Below are 18,762 nucleotides of genomic sequence, written 5' to 3'. Positions count from 1 at the left end.
GCGCTCGGGCTTTTTGTTGTCGGTGGAAAGTGCCCCGGGTGTGCGGTTCCCCCGGCACGCGGTGTCGGTGGAAGGGGGACGGTGGCTTGGTGCCGGTGGAAAGTGCCCCGGGTGTGCCGTTTCCCCGGCGGTGGGTGTCGGTGGAAGGGGGACGGTGGCTTGGTGTCGGTGGAAAGTGACGCAAAGTGTGCGGTTCCCCCCGGCGGTAGACGTCGGCGGAAATGGAACAGTGGTCTGGTGCCGGTGGAAAGCGCTCGAGCCGCCCATGCTGCTTGGACCGCTCGGGTCGTCCGCCGCCGCGCTTTTCTTTCTGGTCCTCCGGGGACGAGGGGTTTTTCATTTCCGGTGGCATTTTTCGCACCAAACACACCCAAACACACCCTAATACCCCTGATATAGAAGGGCATTCACCATTTTGAGCGTCGGGCGAATGTTTGTGTGCTACTCCAAATTTCCATGTGACGCAACTCGCGCGAGGGGTAATAGTGTGACGTGGTGCTAGGCTTGGCTGGACATACTGAAAGCGCCCCTTTTGAATTTTTTGGATGGATTGGGGGCATGGGCGTCGAAAAGCTAGGAGATGAGCGCCTTGACCAGCAGTTTTCGCAACAAGGTGATCTATCAGATCTACCCAAAGTCCTTTTTCGATTCCGATGGGGATGGGGTGGGCGACCTGCGCGGGGCGATTGAGAAAGTGCCGTATATCGCCTCGCTTGGGGTGGATATGGTGTGGTTCAACCCATTTTTTGTCTCGCCAGGCCGCGACAATGGCTACGACATTGCCAACTATTACGAGGTCGATCCCGCGATGGGCACCATGGCGGATGCAGAGGAGCTTATCGACGCCCTCGCGCAGCACAACATCGGCGTGATGTTCGACATGGTGCTGAATCACACCTCAACCGACCACGAGTGGTTCCAGCGTGCCCTGGCGGGGGAGCGTGAATACCAAGACTGCTACATCATCCGCGACGCACCCCAGGGTGAATTGCCCACCAACTGGGTGTCCAAATTCGGCGGGCCTGCCTGGGCACCGTTCGGGGACACGGGCAAGTATTACTTGCACCTCTTTGATCCCACGCAGGCGGATTTGAACTGGCACAACCCGAAGGTGCGCGAAGAGGCAGCGAACATTGTGAACTTCTGGCGCGAAAAAGGCGTGAAGGGTTTCCGCTTTGACGTGATCAACCTGATCGGCAAAGAGCCCGAGCTGGAATCAGCACCAGCGGGCGTGGATGACCGCGTGATGTACACCGATGGCGTGCACGTGGATCGCTTCTTGCAGGAACTGAATCGCCGCAGCTTCGGGCAGGATGAGGATTCGGTGACGGTGGGCGAGATGTCTTCCACCAGTATCGAACGCTGTGTGGCGTACTCCAAGCCGGACAATCATGAGCTGGACATGGTGTTTAACTTCCACCACCTCAAGGTGGACTATGACCACGGTCAGAAGTGGTCCAAGGTGCCCGCAGATCTGCGGCAACTCAAGACAATCCTCAACGATTGGGCGCTGGGTATGCAAGATGGTGGCGGCTGGAATGCGCTGTTCTGGAATAACCACGACCAACCCCGCGCCATCGATCGCTTTGGCGATGCAGGTGAACTGCGCGTAGAAAGCGCCACCATGCTCGCCAGCGTGATACATCTCCTGCGCGGCACACCCTTCGTCTACCAGGGCGAGGAAATCGGCATGACCGATCCTCGCTACACCTCCATCGATGATTACGTGGACGTGGAGGCTCTCAACGCCTACCACGCCCTGGTGCAGGCTGGACATAGCGAACAGCGAGCTTTTGAGATCGTGCACTCCAAGGCCCGCGATAATTCGCGCACGCCAATGCAGTGGGATGCCAGCGAACATGCGGGCTTTAGTTCCGCCACGCCCTGGCTCAAACCCACCCGCCAAGATGAAATCAACGTGGAGCGTGAGCAGTCGGAAGGCAAGATCCTGCCCTTCTACAAGCGCCTCATCGAACTACGCCACGAGATGCCCGTCATTGCTGAGGGCAACTATGCGCCACATGCCTTGGAGCATGAGCAAGTATTTGCCTACTGGCGCCTTCTGGGCCAGGAGCGCCTGCTGGTGCTGGCGAACCTCACGGACAAGCCCGCAGAGGTTAGCGTGCCCGAGGAGATGTTGGGTGCCGAGATCCTCGTGCACAATTATGAAGACCCCAAGCCCGCTGCAAGTACCACGCTGCGCGCTTATGAAACTATCGCCCTCTATACCTCTAAGTAGAAAGATTTCCCCACATGAGTGAACATTCTGTGCGGTTGCTAAGCCCAGCAAGCGGCACCATCATCCCCATCGATAAGGTCCCGGATAAGGTTTTCGCCTCGAAGGGCGTTGGCGATGGCTTCGGCGTGGCCTCCCCAGCATCGGGTGAGATGCGCACCCCGGCAGCAGGCAAGATCACCATGGTTGCTAAGACCGGCCATGCCATCGGCATCCGTACCGAGGAAGGTCTGGACCTGCTGGTGCACTTGGGCATCGACACCGTCGAGCTCGAGGGCAAGCCCTTTGAAATGCGCGTTGAAAAGGGCCAGCAGGTTGAGGCGGGCGAAGTCTTCGCCACCATGAACACCAAGGCCATCGAGGGTGCGGGCAAAGACACCACCATCATCGTGGCCGTTACGAACTCCAAGAAGAAGCTCGATGCCATCGCCTTCGATGAGCACCAAGCCGATGCGGGAGAACTCGCAGTGGAGGCAGCTTTGAAATCTGAGAAGTCAGCGCAGCAGGATGACGCGGCCTCCAAGGCGGTGGCCACTCAGGCGCAGGCGGACGTCGAGAAGCAAAGGCCCGCCGAGCTCAGCGGTTTCGATGCCTTGGCCTGGGACATCCTGAACCTGATCGGCGGCAAGGAAAATGTGAAGTCGGTGACGCACTGCATCACCCGCGAACGCTTCTACCTCCACGATGAATCCAAGGCCAATGATGCCGCGGTTGCGGACCTGGACGGCGTGATCGACGTGGTTAAGGCCGGTGGCCAGTACCAGGTGGTGATCGGCCCCGATGTGGAGGACGTATACGACGCCATCGTGAAGCAACTCGGCGAAGACAAGGCGGCAGGAGAACAAGAGGTCGAGAAGAAGCCGCGCCCCGATTCCGCTTGGGGATGGGTCAAGCTCGGATTTAGCTCCCTGATCGGTGTGATTACCGGCTCGATGATTCCGATCATCGGCCTGCTCGCCGCATCCGGCATCATCAAGGGTATTCTCTCGCTGCTCACCACCTTCGAGGTGACCACGCAGGATTCGAATACCTTCCAAATCATCAACGCCATGAGCGACTCGGTGTTCTTCTTCCTGCCGATCTTTGTGGGCTTCACCGCCGCGAAGCGCCTGGGAGCAGATCCGATCATCGTGGCCATCATTGGTGGTGTACTCACGCACCCATCCATCGTTGAACTCTCCAAGCAGGATGCAAACGGCAGTTTCCTTTCTGTGCCGCTCAACGGCGATTTTTTTGGCCTGCCCATTAATATCGCCAGCTACTCATACTCAATCTTCCCGATCATCGTGGCTGCGTGGGTGGCCTCCAAGGTGGAGCCGTGGCTCAAGCGCATCGTGCCCAATACGGTGCGTATGATCTTTGTGCCTCTGCTTGAAGTTGTGATTGTGTCCCTCGCCATCCTGCTGATCCTCGGCCCCGTGGTCATGTTCATTTCTGGCGGCATCGCCAACGGCATCCAGTGGCTCTACGATCTCTCGCCAACCATCTCTGGCCTATTCATCGGCGGTTTCTACCAGGTGCTGGTGATCTTCGGTCTGCACTGGGCCGTGATCCCGCTGGTGGCTCAAGACATCGCCAACACCGGCCACTCCTACCTCAACGCCATCATTTCCGCGACCATGGTTGCCCAGGGCGGTGCAGCCCTTGCAATCCTGGTTAAGTCCAAGATCGCCAAGATCAAGGGCCTCGCTGGTCCCGCCACCATCTCCGCTTTCTGTGGTGTGACCGAGCCCGCCATGTACGGCCTCAACCTCAAGTACGGCCGCGTGTTCGCCATGGCTTCCGTCGGCGGTGCCGCTGGTGGTCTGCTCACTGGCTTATTCAACGTAAACATGTGGGGCTTCACCGGCTCACTCATCGGTTTCACCTCCTTTGTGAACCCCGATGGCCTGGACTTCAGCTTCTGGGGCTTCCTCATCGCATCCGGTGTGGCGCTGGCTGTGTCCTTCACCCTCACCTACCTCTTCGGCTTCAAGGACTCCGATGTGGAGCAGGCGCGCGAAGTTAAAAAGGTGCGCTTGGGCAACCGAGAGCCCGTGGCAAAGTAAGCTTTTCGACGCAAAACGCCCCGCGTGAGCGGGGCGTTTCCCATGTCCCGCACTGGTGGCGGGGGGGGAGATTGGAACCAGCGAGCTAGCCCATCATTGCTCGCAGCTCCACGGTGTTGCCGCAGGCTTTCGCAGCTTTCGCCGCGATCTCTTTGGCCTGCTGTTCATCCTCGGCCTCGATGATCCAGAAGCCGCCCAAATAATGTGATGCCTCAGAGGCGGGGCCTTGGCTCAGTGTTCCATCGGCGCTGGCCGCCCAGCCTTCTGCCAGGGGATTGAGGCCGGTGGCTGATACCCACCCGCCGGATTATTGAAGCCAGGCATTAAATTGCGAGACGCGCTCAAAAGCCTGCTGCATCTCTGCTTCGCTGGCTTACACGGTGCCTTCTTCGTGGGTGGTGGCTGGGTTGGAGACGGCCAAAATGAATTGCATGCTGCAACCGTACTCAGTTGGTGCATATGGTTTTGTGGTGTGGTGCTGGGTGAGCCATCAGGGGCTCCGGCGGAAACGCGACAGTGGTGGCTTTCCCTGCCGCTTTCGCCGCCGCAGTCGCCAGGAGCAACCCTTCCGGAGTTGTTACGGAATTCGTGATTGTTGTTTGTATGACACAATGGCGCACACGCTTCCCACCTCAAAAGAATTTTGGAGTTTTTCTATGCGTGTATCCCTTCATCGCCGTATCGCAGCCGTTGCGCTGGGTTTGGCGTGTGCCGCCGGTATCTCGGCTCAGCCAGCTAACGCCCAGGACCTTTTCGACGGCGGCCGCATCGCCGGCGGTTCCTCGCAGATCGTGCCGCGAGGCCTGAGCTCTAGCAATGAGCTCTCAGAGGTGAATAAAGCCGTCGATCTCGACCGCTATGCCGGCAAGTGGTACCAGGTTGCTGCGGTTCCGCAGCCGTACACTCTGCAGTGCTATCGCGACACCACCGCTGAATATGCGGTGACCGCACCGGGCGAAATCTCTGTGAAGAATTCTTGCGTCACTCCTTGGGGCACGCCGTCGGGGATTGAAGGTACCGCGACTGTGCGCGGCCAGGCGTCGCTTCGCGTGAATTTCCCAGATGTGCCGTTCCAGGATCCCAATGGTCCTGCGAACTACCGCATCACCTACCTCGCCGACGACTACTCGCTGGCCATCGTTGGCGACCCCGATCGCCTTTCCGGCTTCGTGCTTTCCCGCACCCCGCAGCTCAGCCAGGAGCAGTGGGATCTGGTCAAGCACACTGTTGATGAGCGCGGCTGGTTGCCCTGCACTTTCCTGACTGTTCCCGCCCAAGGCGGAATGGAGCAGATCAAGCCCGTCTGTACGCTGTAATTTTTTGCACGAGAACGCCCCAACGCTTCGCTAGAGCGCTGAGGAGTTGGGGCGCCACCGTCGAAAAGCTAAAGCAATTCGGCACTTTCAAGGATGGCTGAGATGGCGTGACGGGAGGGCTCGTCATCGATTGGTGCAAGCGGTTGGGACATGAGGTTGGATTCGAAGACGCCCATGAGCTCGAGGGCTGTCTTGAAGGAACCAACGCCCGCCGCGGGGCCTACCTTGCCGATCGGCTGGAACACGATCTCAAACAGCGCCGCCAAGCGATTCTGTTCGCGGCGCACATCCTCCCACTGGCCAGCCTGCGCCGCTTTCCACATGCGCACATAACCGTCGGGATCTACGTTGCCAAGGCCGGGGACGCAGCCGTCGGCACCCGCCAGGAACGCGCCATCGACGACCGCTTCGTGGCCGGTGAGCAGAATTAATGGGTGTCCCGCCGCACGGTTGAGAGCGACGAGGCGACGGAAGGAGACGTCGTCGCCCGAGGAGTCCTTCACGCCCGCGAGCACGCCTTCGCGTCCGAGCTGTACCAGCATTTCGGGGATGAGTTTGGTGTGGACGCACACGGGAATGTCATAGGCGATCACCGGCAGTTCAGTGGCGTCGGCAATTGCGCGGAAATGCGCGTCCACCTCATTCGGACCACAAATGGCGTAGAAGGGGGCGGTGGCCACCACGGCGTCTACCCCGGCTTCTTCCGCCTGACGAACGTGTTGCAACACGCGTGCCACCTGCATATCAATCACGCCGGCATAGACCGGCACGCGCCCGCCAACGCGCTGTACCACCGCGCGCAGCACTTCGCCGCGATCAGCGTCGCTGAGGAACGCCACCTCGCCAGATGAGCCGAGTGCGAAGATGCCGTCCACGCCGGCGTCGAGAAGCTTATCGACGAGACGCTCAAGCGAAGCAAAATCGACGCTCCGATCGGCGTGCAGCGGGGTGAGCAGGGGAGGGATGATGCCCTTGTTGATCTTCATAGTGTGTCCTTTCAGAGCAATGAGGGAGTAGCGGCCAGCAGGGTGGCGGTGTATTCCTGCTCGGGCTTGGCAAAGAGGTCTTCGGTGGGTTGTTCCTCGATGATCTCCCCGGCGAGCATCACGCACATGCGATCAGATACGTAGCGCACGGTGTTGATGTCGTGGGAAATAAACACCAGGCCAAGGCCTAATTCCTTGCGCAGATCGGTGAGCAGATTGAGCACCTGGGCGCGCACAGACACATCGAGGGCGGAGGTTGGCTCATCGGCAATGATGAGATCCGGTTCCAGCGCCAGTGCACGGGCAATGGCCACGCGCTGGCGTTGCCCACCAGAGATCTGCCGAGGCAGCACATCGAGTGCGGACTGGGGCAGACCCACCAGATCCAGCAGCGTGCGTACGCGCTTGAGCCTTGAAGCCTCATTGCCGATTCCGTGAACCTTCAGGGGATCCAACAATTGTTCTTTCACGCTCATGCGCGGATTCAGAGCCGTCGCTGGATCTTGGAACACCATCGACACAGCACGCCCCAGTTCTTTGCGCTGTGCGCCGCGGTGATTCAGTGGAGCTCCGCGAAACAGAACCTCGCCGCTGGTGGGCTTTTGCAGCCCCACCATCACCCTTGCCAGGGTTGATTTTCCGCAACCTGATTCGCCAACGATCCCGACTACTTCGCCTCGGCGTGCCACGAAGTTGATGTCTTTATTGGCGTGCACCGTGTCCGGGCGAAACAGTTTGCCCGTGCGTGTTTTGTGCACCACATTGACGTTCTTGAGCTCAAGGGTTGGTGGCTTTTGGGTACGAGTCTTGGGCTGGCTCATTGGGTAACTCCTTCCGAACCGCGGGCGGCGAGTAAAGCATCGGTGGCAGCGAAGGTGTGCTCAGCTTCTGTATCCACCGGCCTGAGGGTTGGGCGCTCGTCGACGCCAATGTTGTGGAAGCGCGAGCGAGGAGCAAAGCGATCTCCTTGAACAAATTCCCGAGGGCTTGGAACAGTACCGGGAACTTGATACAACCGCTTGGCGCCCGATTCGATGGAAAGCACTGCGCCGAGCAAACCGCGGGTGTATTCGTGTTGGGGGTTTGCCAACACATCTCGGGTCTTGCCTTGTTCTACAACCTGGCCTGCGTACATCACGGTGATCTTGTGGGCGAGCTTTGCCACCAGTGCAAGATCGTGGCTTACAAAGATCATGGAGAAGCCAAGCTGATCGCGCAGCTCATTGAGCAGATCAACCACTTGGTGCTGCACGGTCACATCGAGTGCGGTGGTGGGTTCATCGGCAATGAGCAAACGAGGATTGCGGGTGAGCGCCATGGCGATGAGTACACGCTGGCGTTGGCCACCAGAAAGCTCGTGCGGGTAGCTCTTGAGCGTGCGCTTTGGATCGAGGCCGACGAGTTCGAGGAGCTCTTCTGCGCTGCGGGTGCCACCGCGTCGAATAAGCTGGTTGAGCTGCGACTTAATTAGCATCGATGGGTTGAGCGAGCTCAAAGCATCCTGGTAAATCATGGCCATATCGTGCCCGCGTAGATTGTTGCGCTCTTCTGGCGAAAGATCGAGCAGGTTCTTGCCATCGAAGAGGATTTCGCCTTCAATGCGGGCATTCTTGGGCAGCAGGCCCATGATCGCCATGGAGATGAGCGACTTACCGCAGCCCGATTCGCCCACCAAACCCATGGTTTGGCCTGGCGCTACATCGAAGCTGACGCGATCGACAATATTGACATCGCCGTGGGCATCGGGGAATGCGATGCTGAGGTCTTTGACTTGCAGGATCGGTGCTTCATTGCGGGTGTAATGCAAGCGGCGGTCGTCGGCAAGCTCTGCATTGCGCAGCTTTTCCAAGGAACTATTCAGCGATGCCCGGGCCTCGTCTTCGGAGACCTGGCCAAGGGTGTTCTTGGTGGCAACCTGCTCGCCATCGGTGGTGGCTGCGGTGCGTTTGATGGTGGGCGAGGCCATTGCATCGGTAAGGCCTTCAGAAAGAATATTCAGTGCCAGCACCGTCAGCAGGATCATCAGACCAGGGAAGAAGGTTGGCCACCAAGCACCAGAAAGCAAGAGCTGCTTGCCGTCTGCCAGGATGTTGCCCCAGGAAGGATTCGGCGGCTTCACACCTGCGTTAATGAAGGAAAGCGATGCCTCAAAGACGATGGCATCTGCCACCAACACCGTGGCGAACACGGCAATTGGAGCAACCGTGTTACGGGCGACGTGCTTGATCAAAATGTGGGGGATGCGCGCGCCCATCACCTTCGTCGCAGAAACGTAATCTTCTCCGAACTCAGCCAAGATATTGGCGCGAACCACGCGGGAAAGCTGGGGTACGTAGAGGAAGCCAATCGCTAGCACAAGCACCGGCAAGGAATTGCCGAATACCGCCACGAATACAGCGGCGAGTGCGATGCCTGGGAAGCTCATGATGATGTCCAGCACACGCATGAGCACTTCCGACACTGCCTTGCCAGCAGTGGCGGCAATGGAGCCGAGCACTGCCGCGGCCAGCAGTGCCGCTCCCGTAGCGAGCAAGCCGATGATCAGCGAGGAACGGGCACCATAAGCTACGCGAGCGAAAATGTCGCGGCCGATGGCATCGGTGCCAAACCAGTGTTGTGAAGACGGGCTTTGCACCGGCTTTGTAGATTCAAGCGGACTGTATTGAGCAATCAGTGGCGCGAAAATGGCGAGCAGCGCGATGGCTATGAGGAAACCGAGTGCAATTTTTGAGGCGCGCGGCAGATTGCGGACGCCGCTGAACCTTTGGCCTGCACGTTGTTCGAGGTTATTGGTCAATGAACGTCGCATTAGATGCTCCTGATGCGCGGATTGACGAGGACGTAGAGCATGTCCACGATGATGTTGATAATGATGAATGCAATAGCAACGGTAAGCGTGACTCCCTGGACGAGGAAGACGTCATTGCGCGTGACGCCGTCCAAGATGAGTTGGCCCATTGCTTGAATATTGAAGATGATCTCGATGATCACGGCGCCACCCATGAGGTAGCCAACACGTAAACCGAGCACCGTGATCGGCGTGATCAGCGCGTTGCGCAGAACATTTCGTGAAATCACCTCCACCTTCGGCACGCCGGATCCGATGGCGGTACGCACGTAGTCTTTGTCTAGTTCTTCAACCATGGCTGTGCGCACCACGCGCGTCAATGAACCAGCAACAGGAACCGCGAGTGCGAAGGCGGGGAGGAACATGTTGTTGATGTACGTACCCGGATCTTCGCTAAATGGCACCCATTTGGTGATGAGCGCTGGGAAGAATCCCCAACCGCCCGGCACTGCGCCCACCCATTGGATGAGCAAGATAGCGAGCCAGAATGAGGGAGTTGCCAGCGCCGCGATGGAGACAACGCGAATCACCTGGTCCGGCCAGCGATCTCGATAAAGGGCTGCGATCACCCCAAAGATCAGTGCGAAAACCGCGGCAATGATGAGCCCAAGGAAGGTTAGTTGAAGCGTGATGGGAAATGCCTTGGCCACTACCTCGGTAACCGGTGCGTTACCTGTGGTGGTGCCCAAGTCTCCGTGGAGCATATCGCCAAGAAAACGACCATAACGAACCAGGAGTGGATCGTTCAGACCGTGAGTCTCCCGGTATTCCTCAAGGGCTTCCATGGACGCTGATTCGCCGAGCGCGAGCCGGGCAGGGTCGGCTGGGCTGAACGACATGATGAAGAAGACTAAGAAAGTGACGCCGAGGATCATCACGGGAAGGGCGAGAAGCCTTCTTCCGATTAATCGAAGGAGATTAGACATTGAGATTCTCCCGAAGAAATTGAGGTGAGTGTGCGGTGGGAACGGCAGTGGCGCGTCGTGCCGACGCTGCCCAGAGGGGGCTGCCTAGTCAATGGAGCCGACGTCGAGGAAGCGCAGCCCTGTCAGTGAAATTGGCTGGAAGTTCACAAGCGTGCCGGGGTTCCAGGCGGTGGGTGTTTTGCGGTGGAAAAGCGGGTAGAGGGGAACTTCCTCGCTGAGTAAGTCAAAGCACTTGTTCCACTGCTGTTGCTGTTCCTTCTTGTTCGGTGCGTACAGGGCACTGTCAAGCAACCGCTGCATTTTGGTGTAGGCCGGCTGCCCTTTCCAGTGCATGCGTGAATCTGTCCATGTGTCACCGGAGAACCACCAGCGCATCAGTAGGTCAGGATCATTGCCGAAAACGCTTGGATCGCCCGGTGCGATCACAACGTCATATGCCTCTGGTTTGCCATCGATGGTGTTGTAGACGTCCGAGGATTTCTTTTCGGTGAAGTCCACCTCCACGCCTGTGTCTTTGAGCGACTGCGCAATCAGTGGGGTGCACTTTTTAACCCAATCGTGATCGGTGCAGAGCATGCGCAGTGACTTAAGACCACTTGCCTGGAATAGTTGCTTCGCCTTGTCCACGTCGCGCTCGTACACCGTGGAGGCTCGGTGATAATTCGGGTGGTCCTCCTGCAGGAAAGACGTGGTCTTGCTGGCCTGATCCAGCATTGCTACTTCGATGACCTTGTCCATGTCGATGGCGTAGAGGAACGCCTGTCGGTTTCGCAGATCGTTGAAGGGATTGGATGGATCATTGTTAAACATGGCGAAGAGCAAGCCGAAGCCCTGCACCGATTCCACCTCGCTGGTGGCTTTGAGCTGTGTGATGGAAAGATATGGCACAGAGTCGATGGCCTGTACCGACTCGGACTGAATGGCGTTGCTTCGGGTTGAAGCGTCAGGAATGACCTGCCACACCATGTGCTTGGCCCGCGCCGGGCGAGAGCCGTTGTAGTCCTCATTTCGCTCAAAGCGGACAGTTTTTGAGGTGCCGCCATTGTCGGTCATTTTGTAGGGGCCGGTACCGATGGGGTTGGCGTCGAAGGCCGCCAGATCTTTCTCTACCGCTTGTTTTGGCACAATCTTGACCACCGAAAGGCGTTCGGGGAGCAGATTCACCGCTTTAGTGAGCTGGATATTCACCGCATTTGATCCGCTTGGTGTCACCGCTTGGATGAAGGGGATGAAGCTCGCGTACAGCGACTTGTTATCTGGGTTCAATACGCGCTGGAAGGAGTAAGCGACGTCCTCGGCAGTTACTGGCTGGCCGTTGTGGAAGCGTGCGCCTTCGCGCAGGCGGATAGTGACAGAAGTGCTATCACCCTTGGGGAGCTCTTGCGCCAGTGCCGGATAAACATCTCCACTGGCGGGGTCAATTTCAGTGAGACCTTCAAGCGTGTGCCAGTTCGCCGCGATGGTGAGCGCGGAGGTGGTGGTCATGGGAACGTAGCCATTAGTGCCCAGCTCATAGGAAATCGCAGCATCAATCGTGCCGTTTGGGTCGATCTCTTCGGGTTTCGCTGTAGGGAGATCGCCGAGTTTCACCCTGTCTTTCGGCGCACATGCCCCCAGGGCGCCAGCGAGTGCTGCCGAGGAGGCAATGGTTGCGGAGATTTTAAAAAAGTCCCGGCGTGAGTACTGGCGACGTTGGTAAAAATCCATTTCGATCCTTTCAACGCGTTTTGCGAGGCATCGAGGCTGCAATGTGCCGTGATGATGCCTACGTCGCTGGTTCAAAAAGTCAGCTAGTGCACATCTCGAGGCTTGATGTGACCTTCGCTTCCCAACCATACATCAGACGTCTGACAAGTGGAAGGGTTTGTGTTACACTTTTCCTAAAACAGTGGTTGATCTGCAGTCTCCCGCCCTGGGAAGCGTCTAGCCTCAATCGACGCTCAAACGATGAAAGCCTGCTTGCCCTTTCCGCAATCGCTCGCAGTTGCTCCTCATGGTGGAAGGTCTGGATCTACTGTGAATCCGTCGCAAGTGCGCCCGATGAAGTAGATTGAATAGGAGTGAAGATGCCAAAGCAGGTACCGCAGGAAGATTCATCCGCTCCCGAGAGCTCTGGACAGGTCCCCACGCTCACATCTCGCGCCAAGCGTTTCCTGCGAGACGATCAGCGGCATCCGGGCGTTGCGATCCCATCCCGCAACCCCACGGTGATTGCCATCGAGCAGTTCATCCGCGATAACAACCTCACCCCCGGAGATGTGCTCCCTTCCGAAGCGGCTCTGTGTGAGCGTCTTGGTGTCTCGCGTTCCTCGGTGCGTGAGGCGATCCGCACCCTCGCAAGCCTTGACGTGGTGGAAACTCGCCACGGTCATGGTTCCTATGTGGGCAATATGTCTCTCGCGCCCCTCGTCAATGGCATGGTGCTTCGCCTCACCTTGAATGAGGAATTGGCGCTGGAGAACCTTTCCCACGTGGTGGAAATGCGCGAAGCGCTCGATGTTGCCAACGCTGATGAGCTGGCGCGTTTCTACCAGGGGAAACCGATGAAGAAGCTGCGTGGCATCGTGGACGCGATGGCGCAGCGCTTCAACGAGGGGGAGTCTTTCGCTCAGGAAGATTTCGAGTTTCATGAGGAGCTCACCGACCACCTCTCCAATCCTCTCATGCGTGAGATGAGTCTGGCGTTCTGGGAGATTCACACTCGCGTGGTTCCGGTTCTGGGTCTGAGCGATCCGGAGGACGTGGAGGACACCGTCAAGGCGCACTCCACCATGCTTGACGCCCTCTACGACGGCGACGCCCCGCGCTATCGCGAACTCATTGCAGAGCACTACGGCCCACTGCGCCGAGTTATTGAGAAGAAGCGGGCCGCAAGAAACGCCCGCTAGCCTGCTAATCCCCCGGTGCAGTCACGGCAAGGAAGAATGATGCACTCCATTGGAATCGATATCGGTGGCACCAAAATTGCTGGCGGAATCGTCGGCAGTGACCCCACCAAAGTGCTGGAACGTAGCACCCTGCCCACACCTTCCGCCGACGTCATGGATCAGGTACTCACGTGCCTTTCCGAGCTTCTCGACGCCACCAGCGCCCCCATCAGTAGCATCGGCATTGGTGCGCCCGGGGTGATTGATCCCTCATCTGGCACGGTGCTATCCGCAGGCCCGACCATGCCGCATTGGGCCGGCACAGATATCCGAACCGCAATCAATCGCGAATACCCCGGCATATCGGTGGCTGTGCACAACGATGTGCGCGTGATGGGCTTGGGCGAGGCGCTCTTCGGTGCGGGCCGTGATTATGGCAGTGCACTGTTTTTGAGCCTCGGCACCGGCGTTGGTGGAGCAATCGTTCGCGATGGGAAGCTCCAAGCCTCCCCTCATCACACTGCAGGTGAGCTGCGCTGTCTCGTTGGCAAGCTGCCAAATGGCCAAGCTGGAACCATCGAATCCTTTGCCGCAGGCCCTGGCCTTGCTCGTGCCTACTGTGAGCGCAGTGGCGAAGAGAGACTTGATCTGCGGGCCATCATGCGTCGCTATCACGAGGGGGAGGCGAGGGCACATGCGCTCATTGATGAGCACATGGAGGCACTCGGTGAGTCCATCAGTGGCTTTGTTGCAGCGATCGATGTGGAGGTGCTGGTTGTTGGCGGGGGAGTGGGCAACATTGGGGCGCCCATCATCGAGCCACTGACTTGCGGTTTCCGCCGCGGAGGCATTGCGCCGGCGAATCGCATCCCCGTGCTCCAGGCGCACTTGGGAACCGACGCCCCAATCATCGGTGCTGCCGCCCTTGGAAGAACTGTCGAACATTGTGAAGGAACACCCCATGCAAGCTGAAGCTTTCTTTGATCGCGTTCGGGACTCGCTCATCGTCTCTGCCCAAGCCCCCGATGGGCATGTGCTGCGCGATACGCCAACCATCGCCATGCTGGCAAGAGCTGCAGAATTAGGTGGTGCCACTGCTATCCGAAGCGGTGGGTACGGTGGGCTGGACGATATCCGCGCGGTGCGCCATGCGGTGGCGGTGCCGGTGATTGGCCTGACCAAAGAGGGGGATACCGGGGTCTACATCACCCCCACGGTGGCGAGTGCGGAGGCAGTGGCGGAAGCGGGAGCCGACGTGGTGGCCATCGATGCTACGGATCGCCCGCGCCAAGATGGCTCCACTTTCCGCGAGCAAGTGGCAGCCGTCCATGCGCTCGGAAAACTTGCCATGGCCGACATAGCCACTGCCGAAGAAGCGCTTGCAGCACATCGCGACGGTGCGGATCTGATCTCTACCACCTTGGCCGGATATACAGAGCACCGCGAAAAAACCGAAGGCCCAGACCTCGAGCTCATCCGCGAGATTCGCGCAGCCTTGGCGCAAGAAACAGACGGGGCCGGTGTGTTCCTCATTGGTGAGGGCCGCTTCCACACCCCAGAACACGTTGCTCAAGGAAAAGCTGCCGGTGCTGATGCCATCATCGTAGGCACGGCGATCACCGACATTGTCTGGATCACCAGCCAATTCGCCGCCAAGGCAGGTGCGTTGTGAACGCCCGATCACTCACACTCGAAGGCACTATTCTCACCGAGCAGGGATTCATTAAAGGTGAACTCACCATCAAAAACGGCGAGATTGCCAGCATTAACCGCAGCGATACTCAAAGCAATGAACTGATCCTTCCTGGATTTGCCGATGTACACAATCACGGCGGCGCCGGGTTTTCCTTTCCCACCTCGGATCAGGAAGAGTGCGCGGAGGCTGCCCGGCATCACTTGCAGCACGGCACTACCACGCTGCTCGCTTCTACTGTGTCCATGCGTGAGCCTGAGCTGCTGCCACAACTGGGGATGCTCGCAGAACTCGCGCAAGATGCCCTCATTGACGGTATCCATGCTGAAGGCCCATTTGTGAATGCATGCCGCTGCGGTGCGCAGGACCCGGCGGCGATTATTGAGGGCGATCCGGAGCTCTTCAACAAGATGCTCGCCTCGGCCAAAGGTCACCTGCGCTCCATCACCCTGGCGCCGGAAACGGCCAACGTAGAGAAGCTAATCGACGCCTGCGTGGAGCACAACGTCATCGTGTCTTTCGGGCACACCGACGCCTCCTATGAGCACACCGCAGCAGCGATTCGCTACGCACGCCGCCGCGGTGCGAAAGTGACTGCCACGCACCTGTTTAATGCCATGCCTCCTCTGCACCACCGCAATCCTGGGGCAGCGGCCGCTTTGATTGAGGCGGCGGCCAGGGGTGAGGCAACGCTCGAGCTGATTGCCGATGGCGTCCACCTGGCGGATTCCACGGTGGACATGATGTTGAGCACCGTCGGTGCGCAGCACATCACCTTCGTCTCTGATGCGATGGGTGCCGCGGGCAAGGCCGATGGCGATTACATGCTCGGTGCGCTCGCCGTTCGAGTGCGCGATGGTGTGGCGCGACTGCGCACTGAAGGGGGAGAAGAAGGCGCCATCGCAGGTGGCACCTCGCGCATTATCGATCAGGTGCAACGGCAGCTTCGCTGCGACCGCCCCTTGCTGCAGGTGCTCCAAGCGGCCACCACCGGACATGCGCTCCTGGGCAAGCCCTCGGTCCTTCGCGAAGGCGCACCGGCGGATGTACTGCAGTGTACGGAGGAACTTGAGCTACTCCAGGTGTTCAAACGCGGCCAGGCGCAACGCCACTGATAGAAGGAGAACAATCGTATGGAAATCGTGATCGTCGAGAACAAAGCAGAGGCAGCCACCATCGCTGCGGACATCGTTGAAGCTTATGCCCGCGAAGGCAAAACACTTGGATTAGCTACGGGCTCAACCCCGGTGGGAACGTACCAGGAGCTCATTCGCCGCCATCGTGAAGCGGGTCTGAGCTTTGCTGATTGCCAGGCCTTCCTCTTGGACGAATATGTAGGACTGCCGCGCGAGCATGAGCAGACCTATTATCAGACCATTCGCAGGGAGTTCACGGCGCACATCGACATTGAAGATGCCAAGGTGCACAGCCCCGATGGCACTGCCGAGCACCCAGGCGAAGCTGCTCGCGCCTACGATGCTTCAATTAAGCGGGCGGGTGGCGTAGACGTGCAAATTTTGGGCATTGGCTCCGACGGGCACATTGGCTTCAACGAGCCCACCAGCTCACTTGTCAGCCGCACGCGAATCAAGACGCTCCACCCCGACACCGTTCGCGACAACGCCCGTTTCTTCGACGGCGATGAATCAAAGGTGCCGCATCATGTGATGACTCAGGGCATCGGCACGATCCGCGAGGCACGCCACCTGCTGCTTTTGGCATTCGGCGAGAACAAGGCGGAAGCCGTGGCCGCCATGGTGGAAGGCCCTGTGTCTGCCATGTGCCCTGCGTCGGTACTGCAAATGCACGAGCACGTCACGGTGATCGTGGATCAAGCCGCAGCCGCTGGACTTGAGCACACGCAGTATTACGCGTATGCGCTGGAGAATAAACCGGGCTGGCAGCGTTTCTAGCTTTTCGACGCCAAAGGCGGCCGCTGAAAAGCGGCCGCCTTTGTTCTTGCGTGATTATTCGGAGCCGAGCTTCTTGTCGGCGGCGTCGCGAGCCTTGTCGATCTTGTCGGCCTTGTCCTCGCCGAGCTTGTTCTTGGCCATATCAGCGGCCTTGTCCAACGCCTTGTCGGTGTTTTCTTCGTTGTTGATGAAGTCCTTCGCCTTGTCCATGATTCCCATGAAATTCTCCTTAATCACGTATGAGGGATTGAACAATCTGTGAGTCTAACGGAAAGCCCCTTGCCCGACGCAGTGGGGTTGGGCGGTGGGCGTCGAAAAGCTTGCAATCCCGGGGCGCTATCCCGTAGTGTTGCACCTTGGACTTTTTCGCGAAGTCCGAAGTAAAACGTACATCACCTACTTTGTTGTAGGCCTCCCGCCTTTTGCGACCGCGCGGAACAGTGGCAGCGAGCCCCTAGAACTACTGAGTTCTAGGAGCGTTCAGTGGCCCGAGAGCGCGCGGTGACGTTTCAGGTGGGCACAGGAACCGCAACGAGAAAGGCGCAAGGTCACTTCTTATGACCATGACCGATCCTATTGCCGACATGCTGTCGCGCGTGCGCAACGCAAACCACGCGCACCACGACACCGTGTCGATGCCTTCCTCCAAGCTCAAGGCAAACATTGCTGAGATCTTGAAGCAAGAAGGCTACATCGCTGACTACAAGGTAGAGGACGCCAAGGTTGGCAAGACCCTCTCCCTGGACCTCAAGTACGGCCCTAACCGCGAGCGCTCCATCTCTGGCCTGCGCCGCGTGTCCAAGCCGGGTCTGCGCGTGTATGCAAAGTCCACCAACCTGCCGAAGGTGCTCGGCGGCCTGGGCGTGGCGATCATCTCCACCTCCCAGGGCCTGCTCACCGACCGCCAGGCTCACGAAAAGAAGGTAGGCGGGGAAGTCCTCGCCTATGTCTGGTAAGAGAAGGGGGACTAGAACATGTCACGTGTAGGTAAGGCACCTATCGCTATCCCGTCCGGCGTAGACGTCAAGATCGACGGTCAGCACGTTGAGGTCAAGGGCCCTAAGGGCACCCTGAACGTCGACGTTCCGGCTCCGATCAACGTTGCTGTTGAAGACGGCCAGATCGTGGTCACCCGTCCGGACGATCACCGCAAGAACCGCTCGCTGCACGGTCTTTCCCGTTCGCTCGTGAACAACATCGTTGTGGGCGTGACTGACGGCTACACCATCAAGATGGAAATCTTCGGTGTTGGTTACCGTGTCCAGCAAAAGGGCCAGGACCTCGAGTTCTCCTTGGGCTACTCCCACCCGGTTCTGATCAAGGCACCGGAAGGCATCACCTTCGCGGTGGACGGCAACACTAAGTTGTCCGTTTCCGGTATCGACAAGCAAAAGGTTGGACAGATCGCCGCCAACATCCGTCGTCTGCGTAAGGATGATCCTTACAAGGGCAAGGGTATTCGCTACGAAGGCGAGCAGATCCGTCGCAAGGTCGGAAAGACGGGTAAGTAAAAGATGAGCAACAACGAGAACAACAACGGCAAGCGCCTGCCGATCGGCAAGGACATTTCCACCCGCCGTCGCCAGGCTCGCGTACGCCGTCACGAACGCATCCGCAAGACCCTGCGTGGCACCGCCGAGGCTCCTCGCCTCGTCGTGCACCGCTCCTCGCGCCACATGCATGTCCAGGTCATCGACGACACCAAGGGTCACACCCTTGCTGCCGCCTCCACCATGGAAGCAGATGTTCGCGCTCTCGAGGGCGACAAGAAGGCCAAGGGTGCCAAGGTTGGCCAACTCATCGCTGAGCGCGCCAAGGCCGCTGGCATCGAGCGGGTCGTCTTCGACCGCGCTGGCTACAAGTACCACGGCCGCGTCGCTGCGCTGGCCGATGCTGCTCGCGAAGGTGGTCTGAAGTTCTAATGACCGC

At 58.8% G+C, this 18,762-nt stretch carries 18 protein-coding genes; 11 read left to right on the top strand and 7 right to left on the bottom strand.

Features of this window, described 5'->3' with window-relative positions; all coding sequences use genetic code 11:
* The first annotated feature begins 580 nt into the window (after window positions 1-580).
* Both treC and CGERO_RS08940 read left to right on the top strand, forming a co-directional pair.
* Window positions 581-2,239 carry an alpha,alpha-phosphotrehalase gene (gene treC, locus CGERO_RS08945; RefSeq protein WP_123935209.1) on the top strand — a complete coding sequence of 553 codons (1,659 nt, stop codon included), beginning with the start codon at window positions 581-583 and terminating at the stop codon, window positions 2,237-2,239.
* A gap of 14 nt (window positions 2,240-2,253) precedes the next feature.
* Window positions 2,254-4,284, top strand: coding sequence for a PTS sugar transporter subunit IIABC (locus tag CGERO_RS08940; protein ID WP_123935207.1), 2,031 nt, complete (start codon window positions 2,254-2,256; stop codon window positions 4,282-4,284).
* 85 nt (window positions 4,285-4,369) lie between these two features.
* On the opposite strand, the gene CGERO_RS10825 is transcribed toward CGERO_RS08940, so the two are convergent.
* A complete protein-coding gene (locus tag CGERO_RS10825) occupies window positions 4,370-4,555 on the bottom strand; it encodes a YciI family protein (protein ID WP_123935205.1) in 186 nt (61 codons plus the stop codon).
* Window positions 4,556-4,940: 385 nt separating this feature from the next.
* Between CGERO_RS10825 and CGERO_RS08930 the strand changes: the two genes are divergently transcribed.
* The gene (locus CGERO_RS08930; protein WP_123935203.1) at window positions 4,941-5,600 is read left to right on the top strand and encodes a lipocalin family protein; all 660 of its coding nucleotides are present in this window, start codon (window positions 4,941-4,943) and stop codon (window positions 5,598-5,600) included.
* A 68-nt stretch (window positions 5,601-5,668) separates the two neighbouring features.
* Here CGERO_RS08930 and CGERO_RS08925 read toward each other — a convergent pair whose 3' ends face one another.
* From CGERO_RS08925 to CGERO_RS08905, 5 genes are all read right to left on the bottom strand, one after another.
* Window positions 5,669-6,586, bottom strand: coding sequence for a dihydrodipicolinate synthase family protein (locus tag CGERO_RS08925; protein ID WP_123935201.1), 918 nt, complete (start codon window positions 6,584-6,586; stop codon window positions 5,669-5,671).
* An 11-nt stretch (window positions 6,587-6,597) separates the two neighbouring features.
* On the bottom strand, window positions 6,598-7,407 hold the full coding sequence (locus CGERO_RS08920; RefSeq protein ID WP_123935199.1) for an ABC transporter ATP-binding protein: 810 nt from the start codon (window positions 7,405-7,407) through the stop codon (window positions 6,598-6,600).
* Complete coding sequence (locus CGERO_RS08915; protein ID WP_123935197.1) at window positions 7,404-9,395, bottom strand: dipeptide/oligopeptide/nickel ABC transporter permease/ATP-binding protein; 1,992 nt, start codon at window positions 9,393-9,395, stop codon at window positions 7,404-7,406. Before CGERO_RS08915 ends, CGERO_RS08920 begins: the two co-directional genes overlap by 4 nt.
* On the bottom strand, window positions 9,395-10,360 hold the full coding sequence (locus CGERO_RS08910) for an ABC transporter permease (RefSeq protein ID WP_123935195.1): 966 nt from the start codon (window positions 10,358-10,360) through the stop codon (window positions 9,395-9,397). The genes CGERO_RS08915 and CGERO_RS08910 overlap by 1 nt, the downstream gene beginning before the upstream one ends.
* 84 nt (window positions 10,361-10,444) lie before the next feature.
* On the bottom strand, window positions 10,445-12,067 hold the full coding sequence (locus CGERO_RS08905) for an ABC transporter substrate-binding protein (protein ID WP_123935193.1): 1,623 nt from the start codon (window positions 12,065-12,067) through the stop codon (window positions 10,445-10,447).
* A gap of 359 nt (window positions 12,068-12,426) precedes the next feature.
* Between CGERO_RS08905 and CGERO_RS08900 the strand changes: the two genes are divergently transcribed.
* From CGERO_RS08900 to nagB, 5 genes are read left to right on the top strand one after another with little or no spacing between them, the layout of a single operon-like run.
* A complete protein-coding gene (locus CGERO_RS08900; RefSeq protein ID WP_123935191.1) occupies window positions 12,427-13,248 on the top strand; it encodes a FadR/GntR family transcriptional regulator in 822 nt (273 codons plus the stop codon).
* A 36-nt stretch (window positions 13,249-13,284) separates the two neighbouring features.
* Window positions 13,285-14,199, top strand: coding sequence for an ROK family protein (locus tag CGERO_RS08895; protein WP_123935189.1), 915 nt, complete (start codon window positions 13,285-13,287; stop codon window positions 14,197-14,199).
* Window positions 14,189-14,899 carry an N-acetylmannosamine-6-phosphate 2-epimerase gene (locus CGERO_RS08890; RefSeq protein WP_123935187.1) on the top strand — a complete coding sequence of 237 codons (711 nt, stop codon included), beginning with the start codon at window positions 14,189-14,191 and terminating at the stop codon, window positions 14,897-14,899. Before CGERO_RS08895 ends, CGERO_RS08890 begins: the two co-directional genes overlap by 11 nt.
* Before the next feature lie 29 nt (window positions 14,900-14,928).
* Complete coding sequence (locus CGERO_RS08885; RefSeq protein ID WP_377017599.1) at window positions 14,929-16,035, top strand: amidohydrolase family protein; 1,107 nt, start codon at window positions 14,929-14,931, stop codon at window positions 16,033-16,035.
* Between the two features lie 18 nt (window positions 16,036-16,053).
* Complete coding sequence (nagB, locus tag CGERO_RS08880) at window positions 16,054-16,833, top strand: glucosamine-6-phosphate deaminase (protein ID WP_123935183.1); 780 nt, start codon at window positions 16,054-16,056, stop codon at window positions 16,831-16,833.
* 54 nt (window positions 16,834-16,887) lie between these two features.
* Here the strand turns inward: nagB and CGERO_RS08875 are convergent, their stop codons facing one another.
* Window positions 16,888-17,052: an antitoxin gene (locus tag CGERO_RS08875; protein ID WP_123935180.1), complete on the bottom strand. Its 165-nt coding sequence runs from the start codon at window positions 17,050-17,052 to the stop codon at window positions 16,888-16,890.
* Window positions 17,053-17,390: 338 nt separating this feature from the next.
* Between CGERO_RS08875 and rpsH the strand changes: the two genes are divergently transcribed.
* Genes rpsH through rplR form a run of 3 tightly spaced genes read left to right on the top strand, consistent with a single transcriptional unit; the run spans window position 17,391 to window position 18,755 of the window.
* Complete coding sequence (gene rpsH, locus CGERO_RS08870; protein WP_123935178.1) at window positions 17,391-17,789, top strand: 30S ribosomal protein S8; 399 nt, start codon at window positions 17,391-17,393, stop codon at window positions 17,787-17,789.
* An 18-nt stretch (window positions 17,790-17,807) separates the two neighbouring features.
* Window positions 17,808-18,344 (top strand): 50S ribosomal protein L6, encoded by a 537-nt coding sequence (gene rplF / locus CGERO_RS08865; RefSeq protein ID WP_123935176.1) that lies wholly within the window; start codon window positions 17,808-17,810, stop codon window positions 18,342-18,344.
* A gap of 3 nt (window positions 18,345-18,347) precedes the next feature.
* Window positions 18,348-18,755: a 50S ribosomal protein L18 gene (rplR, locus tag CGERO_RS08860; protein ID WP_123935174.1), complete on the top strand. Its 408-nt coding sequence runs from the start codon at window positions 18,348-18,350 to the stop codon at window positions 18,753-18,755.
* Window positions 18,756-18,762 lie beyond the last annotated feature (7 nt).

Origin of the sequence: Corynebacterium gerontici (assembly GCF_003813985.1) — a bacterium.
Taxonomy (GTDB): domain Bacteria; phylum Actinomycetota; class Actinomycetes; order Mycobacteriales; family Mycobacteriaceae; genus Corynebacterium; species Corynebacterium gerontici.
This window is presented reverse-complemented; position numbering and strand designations above follow the sequence as displayed.

What these genes read in the sequence shown, in the direction of transcription:
- treC (WP_123935209.1), top strand. Translation starts at nt 581, where the DNA reads ATGAGCGCCTTGACCAGCAGTTTTCGCAACAAGGTGATCTATCAGATC.
- CGERO_RS08940 (WP_123935207.1), top strand. Translation starts at nt 2,254, where the DNA reads ATGAGTGAACATTCTGTGCGGTTGCTAAGCCCAGCAAGCGGCACCATC.
- CGERO_RS08930 (WP_123935203.1), top strand. Translation starts at nt 4,941, where the DNA reads ATGCGTGTATCCCTTCATCGCCGTATCGCAGCCGTTGCGCTGGGTTTG.
- CGERO_RS08925 (WP_123935201.1), bottom strand. Translation starts at nt 6,586, where the DNA reads ATGAAGATCAACAAGGGCATCATCCCTCCCCTGCTCACCCCGCTGCAC.
- CGERO_RS08920 (WP_123935199.1), bottom strand. Translation starts at nt 7,407, where the DNA reads ATGAGCCAGCCCAAGACTCGTACCCAAAAGCCACCAACCCTTGAGCTC.
- CGERO_RS08915 (WP_123935197.1), bottom strand. Translation starts at nt 9,395, where the DNA reads ATGCGACGTTCATTGACCAATAACCTCGAACAACGTGCAGGCCAAAGG.
- CGERO_RS08910 (WP_123935195.1), bottom strand. Translation starts at nt 10,360, where the DNA reads ATGTCTAATCTCCTTCGATTAATCGGAAGAAGGCTTCTCGCCCTTCCC.
- CGERO_RS08905 (WP_123935193.1), bottom strand. Translation starts at nt 12,067, where the DNA reads ATGGATTTTTACCAACGTCGCCAGTACTCACGCCGGGACTTTTTTAAA.
- CGERO_RS08900 (WP_123935191.1), top strand. Translation starts at nt 12,427, where the DNA reads ATGCCAAAGCAGGTACCGCAGGAAGATTCATCCGCTCCCGAGAGCTCT.
- CGERO_RS08895 (WP_123935189.1), top strand. Translation starts at nt 13,285, where the DNA reads ATGATGCACTCCATTGGAATCGATATCGGTGGCACCAAAATTGCTGGC.
- CGERO_RS08890 (WP_123935187.1), top strand. Translation starts at nt 14,189, where the DNA reads ATGCAAGCTGAAGCTTTCTTTGATCGCGTTCGGGACTCGCTCATCGTC.
- nagB (WP_123935183.1), top strand. Translation starts at nt 16,054, where the DNA reads ATGGAAATCGTGATCGTCGAGAACAAAGCAGAGGCAGCCACCATCGCT.
- CGERO_RS08875 (WP_123935180.1), bottom strand. Translation starts at nt 17,052, where the DNA reads ATGGGAATCATGGACAAGGCGAAGGACTTCATCAACAACGAAGAAAAC.
- rpsH (WP_123935178.1), top strand. Translation starts at nt 17,391, where the DNA reads ATGACCATGACCGATCCTATTGCCGACATGCTGTCGCGCGTGCGCAAC.
- rplF (WP_123935176.1), top strand. Translation starts at nt 17,808, where the DNA reads ATGTCACGTGTAGGTAAGGCACCTATCGCTATCCCGTCCGGCGTAGAC.
- rplR (WP_123935174.1), top strand. Translation starts at nt 18,348, where the DNA reads ATGAGCAACAACGAGAACAACAACGGCAAGCGCCTGCCGATCGGCAAG.